Source organism: Methanotorris formicicus Mc-S-70 (assembly GCF_000243455.1).
GTDB classification, from domain to species: Archaea; AGJL01; Methanococci; order Methanococcales; family Methanococcaceae; genus Methanotorris; species Methanotorris formicicus.
In genome coordinates this window covers 1-5158 of sequence record NZ_AGJL01000074.1, presented here as the reverse complement: position 1 = coordinate 5158, position 5158 = coordinate 1, and the positions used below count along the sequence as shown (strand labels likewise).

Genomic DNA, 5158 nt, shown 5'->3' with positions numbered 1-5158 from the left:
GTTTTCTAAGCATATTCACGCTGTAAGCAAGAAAGGGCTGAGTGTTAAGCTCTTACTCTTCACAATCGCTTATAATCTTAAAGTGTTAGATGAAGTTAATTCAATTAAATAAATATTTAAATTTGTGATGGGAATTACGGTAAATTTTATAAAACATGTTAAAAACATTAAAAACAAAATGGGGTGCATAATATGTTCATTGCATTGCACAACACATTTAGTTCAAAACAGGTTGAGGAATTTGCAAAAATTGTATTTGGATTTGGAATTGATACAATAGTTATAACAAAGGCAACAGGTTCTGCTGCTCAAAGTGGAGTTCCAGTTGCTCATAAGTTAGCGTGTAAATTAGGAAAGAATGTTTTATTCTTTGAAGATTTGGATGATGCAATAGAGGTTTTAAGACCAGAGAGGGTTATATTAATTGCAAATAAAGGAACATGTGATAAAGAAGTTGATTTTAATAATATTGGGAAAAATGATTTGGTTGTCTTCTGTGGGGCTTCAACTGGATTCACAAAGTTAGAGTTGGAGAAAGGGGAAGGAAAATATATTGTTGAAAATGAAATTGGAGCAATTGGCGGGGTTGCAATATTTTTATACAAGATGAAAGAATTACAATTGTTATAATTCATGCTTTTTCTTTTTATTTTTGTTCATTTTGTTTGTAATTATGTTTTTGCAAGGTGTTACCTATGTTTTGGGAACATTTAGATAAATTTAAAGATGTTGATTTTATTGAGGCGATTAAAAATTGCGTTACAGTAATTAATGGTAAATGTAAATCCCCGATTCTTTCAAAATTACAGTATATTTTTGTAGAGGAAGAATATGCAGAAAAATATGGTAGGGAGGATTTTGAAAAATTTTTTGAAGAAATAAAAAATAAGTATAATGACGACTTGATCAAATATAAGGAGAGATTTTTAGAAATGGAGGATATAAAAGAATTTGAATATCTGGTTGATTATTTACTTTTAATATTAATGGCAAATACAAGATACTCTAACGTTTATATTAGAAAATACGCAGAGAAGTATAAAGAAGAGATGGAAAAGAAACTATCAAATGAAGTAAATATTTGGGAATTCATAAAAATTGCATCCTTATCAAGAGATAACGATTTGCATTTAGAAAGGTTGGATTTAAAAAATGGGCAGGTAAATATATATAGGATTAAAGAAACTTATGCAAGAGAAGTTATTAGGGTTAAATTAAAAGAACTCGTAGATAAAATCAAAAAAGTAAAACTTCCAGAAGATGAAACAATAAAAAATATTTTAAATGAAATAGAGAACTACTTAAAAGATAAGGTTAAATTTGAGAGTATTGAGGGGATAAAGGCACTAAATTATAGGGGAGAGATTCCATTAGAGTGGCACCCACCATGTATTAGGGGAATTTTAAGAGACATACAAACCGGTGGTTCCCCCTCCCACTATGCAAGGAGAAGTTTTGTTGTTTATTGGTTTGTTGCAAAATTCAATCCAAATTTAAGACCTTTGGAGAATGGAGAGTTGGTTAATATTTCTGCCTTAGACATTGCATCTGAGGAAGAAATAGAAAAGTTTATTGATGATTTAATAAGTATGTTATTTAAGAATGTTGAGGACTTTGATGAGAAAAAAACAAGATATTACATAAGTCACAATATTGGCTATAAAGTAGCAGGTCATATTACCCATTGTGAATACTGTAAAAATTGGAAGGATGATGGTGGAAAGGGGTTAAGTTATTACTGCAATCCTGATGAGATTTGTAGGAGGGGAGATATTATTCATCCTCTCGATTATCTCTGCTATAATATAAATATACACTTAAATCAAAATAAAAAAACAAAAATAAATAAATCTTAAAAGGGAAAACATGATTGAAAATTTTTTAGAGGTTGAGGTTCTTCTGTCTCCAAATGCCTACAGACGTATAAAAAATTTAGGTAGAGATGAGGTTGATGAATTAATCAACAAAATCAAAAAATTTAAAAATACGAATGATAAGTTTATTTTGTTGGATGAGCATTTTTTAGATGTGTTTTTAAATCATGATTTGGATTGGATTTTAAATGAGTATGGGAGTTTTGATTTTATTGCATACTATACAGGGGAGAAGTTTGAAATAAAAAAAGAAGTTAAAGAGGAGAAAAAGGTAGTTGATGATGCTGAAAGGGAAGAGTTGATTAAAAAAATACTTTTAAAAGAAGAAGAAAAGAAAAAAGAGGAAGAAAGGAAAAAATCAGAGAGAGAAAAAAGGATAAGTGAGATTAGGGGATTAAAAAGTATAAATACAAATATCAAATGGTATGCAAAGGATATTGACACAAGAATAAGGGTTTATGATGACTCAGATGTATCTGGAAAATCTACATGCGAAGGAACAATTGCAGATTTTATAAAATATTTTACTGATAGGTATGAGAGGGTTAAAAAACTTATTGAGAGAAAGGTTCAAAGAAGGGCATATCCTTTAAGTGAGGTATGGAAGAGGAAGAGAGAAGACAATATCTTTATTGTAGGTATTGTTTCAGATATAAATACAACAAAAAATGGGCATAAGTTGGTTGAGATAGAGGATGAAAAAGCATCATTCACTGTATTGTTAACAAAAGAGAAAATAGCCAATGGAGAATTGCCGGATGATATCCTTTTAGATGAGGTTATTGGGTTTATTGGAACGATAAATGATAAGGGAAATTTAATGTTTGCTGATACTGCAGTTAGGCCAGATATAACACCAAAAGAACCAAATAGAACAGATGAACAAGTTTATGCTGTATTTTTATCAGATATCCACGTTGGGAGTTATGAGTTTATGAAAGATACATTCAACAAATTTATAGAATTTTTAAATGGGAATGTAAATAATGGGGTTGAGGAGAAAGTTGTCAGTAGGATAAAATATATCTCAATATCTGGGGATTTGGTGGATGGGGTTGGAATCTATCCTGGGCAGGAGGAAGATTTGTATGAAATAGATATAATGTCCCAATATGAGGAGATTGCATTGTATTTGGAGCAAATTCCTGAGCATATTCATATTATTATTTCCCCAGGAAACCACGATGCTGTTAGACCAGCAGAACCACAACCAAAACTTCCAGAAAAGATTGCCAAGTTGTTTAACATGGATAACGTGACATTTGTAGGTAATCCTGCAATAGTTAATGTTCATGGCTTGGATTTCCTTCTATATCATGGAAGAAGTTTTGACGATATCGTTGGGCAAGTACCTTCTGCAAAATATACAGAGCCATCAACTATTATGAAAGAGTTATTAAAGAGGAGATTACTGTGCCCAACCTATGGGGGAAGATGCCCAATTGCTCCAGAGCATAAGGATTATTTGGTTATTGAAAAAGATATAGATGTTTTCCATACTGGGCATATCCACATAAATGGATATGGGATTTATAAAGGCGTTGCTATGGTTAACAGTGGGACGTTCCAAGAACAAACTGCCTTCCAGAAAAAAATGGGTATTAAGCCAACACCGGGAATCGTGCCAATACTTGATTTATCTAAGATAGGGATGAATGGACATTATTTAGAGTGGAATAATGGAAAATTAATTGTGAAGGAATAATTTAATTTTATTGTGGGATTATGAAACTTCGATTTATTGTTTGTTATATTCCAAAGCATCTATTTGTTGGTATTGATAAGTTGAAGGGAGATGGAGTAATTTGGATTAGTGCTGATGTTGAGGGAAGTTATTGCGTCATTAAAATCTTATCCACATTAAAAGATGCAGAACAAATAATAGATAAGTTAAATCAGATATATGGGGGAGCAAATTTTAGAATCGTTGTTTTTGAACCTACGACAACAATACCTCCAATCGAGGAAATTGAAAAAGAAAAAATTGAAGAGGGAAAACCAGAAAGACTGTCTCGTCAAGAAATGTACAATATGATGATTGAGTTATCGAAGTTTTCAAAAGAAATTTTTTTGATGACAATATTGTCGGCAATTGTTGCATCTGTTGGTATTTGGAAGGATAACGTGGCTATAATTATTGCATCTATGGTAATTGCTCCGTTATTGGGGCCGAATATGGCGTTATCGTTTTCAATAACTGTTGCAGATTTGGATTTAGCAAGAAAATGTATAAAAACTCTCTTATTGGAGATATTTGTTGTCATTTTATTGGCAATTTTATTGGGTTATTTTAATCCAGTATCTTTAGATAGTCCACAAATACACTCTCGAATCTTTTTGGGAATTTGGGATATTATTGCTTTATCTGCAGGAATTGCTGGGGCTTTGACAGTAATTTCTGAGGTTTCATCTGCTGTTGTAGGGGTTATGATTGCTATCGCATTATTGCCTCCGTTGGTGGTTTTTGGGTTGTTGATTGGCTCGGGGCACTTTAATGAGTCAATACCTCTCTTGATATTATTTTTGATAAATATTATTGGCATAAATTTATCTGCAATATTGGTATTCCATGCCTATGGTATTTCTCCATATAGGTGGTGGAAGAGGGAGATGGCCAAAAAATATACCATCTTTGCAATGGCAATATGGTTTTTGTTGTTGGTTATAATGACCTTATTGATAATCTTTAAATTTTATCACTTTTTGTAAGGTGTTGCAATGATATTGGAACTTATTAAGATTACAGCAACACTGTTTATGGTTTTGATATATTGGATTAACCTTATTGAAGCACTTAAAAATAGAACTCTCAAAAATTTTACATTGAAGTTTATCATACTCTATACTTCACTAATGATATTTTTGTTATTTTTTATTGATTTTGATTCTAAGTTCTTAGTTTTAACTGTTCTTTTTTTATCAGTTTTGGTTCTAATTGATAAAAGAATTTTTAAACTCTTTGTAGGTTTATTTAAGATGAATTTACAGTGGAGATTTTTACATAGAGTATTTTTCTCTATGTCCTTTTATGTTCTTTTAAATCCAATTAGGACTTTCGCAAATACATTTAAATACTTAGATTAACAATAAACCAGTTTCTTTACATAAAGAGATTATGGCATTCCCAACGGCTATTCGATTTAGTTCTCTTCTAAACTCATACCAAGTAATCTTTTTATCGATTCTAATTTTCTCTAAAATAAAGAAAGCCCTCATAGCTAACGAAATATGTCCTAATACTGGAAATCTTTTTCTAACGAAGAAATTTCCAATATTGCAGCACT

5 protein-coding genes and 1 pseudogene are annotated in these 5158 nt (G+C 31.2%); 5 read left to right on the top strand and 1 reads right to left on the bottom strand.

Translation table 11 applies throughout. The annotated features are described in order from the left end of the window. The first annotated feature begins 192 nt into the window (after positions 1-192). The 5 genes from METFODRAFT_RS09015 (at position 193) to METFODRAFT_RS08995 (ending at position 4958) form a co-directional block, all read left to right on the top strand. The gene (locus tag METFODRAFT_RS09015) at positions 193-630 is read left to right on the top strand and encodes a RecB-family nuclease (protein WP_007045301.1); all 438 of its coding nucleotides are present in this window, start codon (positions 193-195) and stop codon (positions 628-630) included. 65 nt (positions 631-695) lie between these two features. Further along, positions 696-1856, top strand: coding sequence for a hypothetical protein (locus METFODRAFT_RS09010; protein WP_007045300.1), 1161 nt, complete (start codon positions 696-698; stop codon positions 1854-1856). A gap of 10 nt (positions 1857-1866) precedes the next feature. Beyond that, positions 1867-3579 carry a DNA-directed DNA polymerase II small subunit gene (locus METFODRAFT_RS09005; RefSeq protein ID WP_007045299.1) on the top strand — a complete coding sequence of 571 codons (1713 nt, stop codon included), beginning with the start codon at positions 1867-1869 and terminating at the stop codon, positions 3577-3579. Between the two features lie 20 nt (positions 3580-3599). Beyond that, positions 3600-4583, top strand: coding sequence for a TIGR00341 family protein (locus tag METFODRAFT_RS09000; RefSeq protein WP_007045298.1), 984 nt, complete (start codon positions 3600-3602; stop codon positions 4581-4583). Between the two features lie 9 nt (positions 4584-4592). Continuing rightward, positions 4593-4958, top strand: a complete 366-nt coding sequence (locus METFODRAFT_RS08995) for a hypothetical protein (RefSeq protein ID WP_007045297.1) — start codon at positions 4593-4595, stop codon at positions 4956-4958. Here the strand turns inward: METFODRAFT_RS08995 and METFODRAFT_RS08990 are convergent. Continuing rightward, a pseudogene (locus tag METFODRAFT_RS08990) lies at positions 4950-5158 on the bottom strand (IS701 family transposase); the annotation flags it as partial. The gene METFODRAFT_RS08995 and the pseudogene METFODRAFT_RS08990 overlap by 9 nt on opposite strands.

Bases quoted from the DNA above. Each gene is read 5' to 3' on its own strand.
- METFODRAFT_RS09015 (WP_007045301.1), top strand. From the start codon at position 193: ATGTTCATTGCATTGCACAACACATTTAGTTCAAAACAGGTTGAGGAA.
- METFODRAFT_RS09010 (WP_007045300.1), top strand. From the start codon at position 696: ATGTTTTGGGAACATTTAGATAAATTTAAAGATGTTGATTTTATTGAG.
- METFODRAFT_RS09005 (WP_007045299.1), top strand. From the start codon at position 1,867: ATGATTGAAAATTTTTTAGAGGTTGAGGTTCTTCTGTCTCCAAATGCC.
- METFODRAFT_RS09000 (WP_007045298.1), top strand. From the start codon at position 3,600: ATGAAACTTCGATTTATTGTTTGTTATATTCCAAAGCATCTATTTGTT.
- METFODRAFT_RS08995 (WP_007045297.1), top strand. From the start codon at position 4,593: ATGATATTGGAACTTATTAAGATTACAGCAACACTGTTTATGGTTTTG.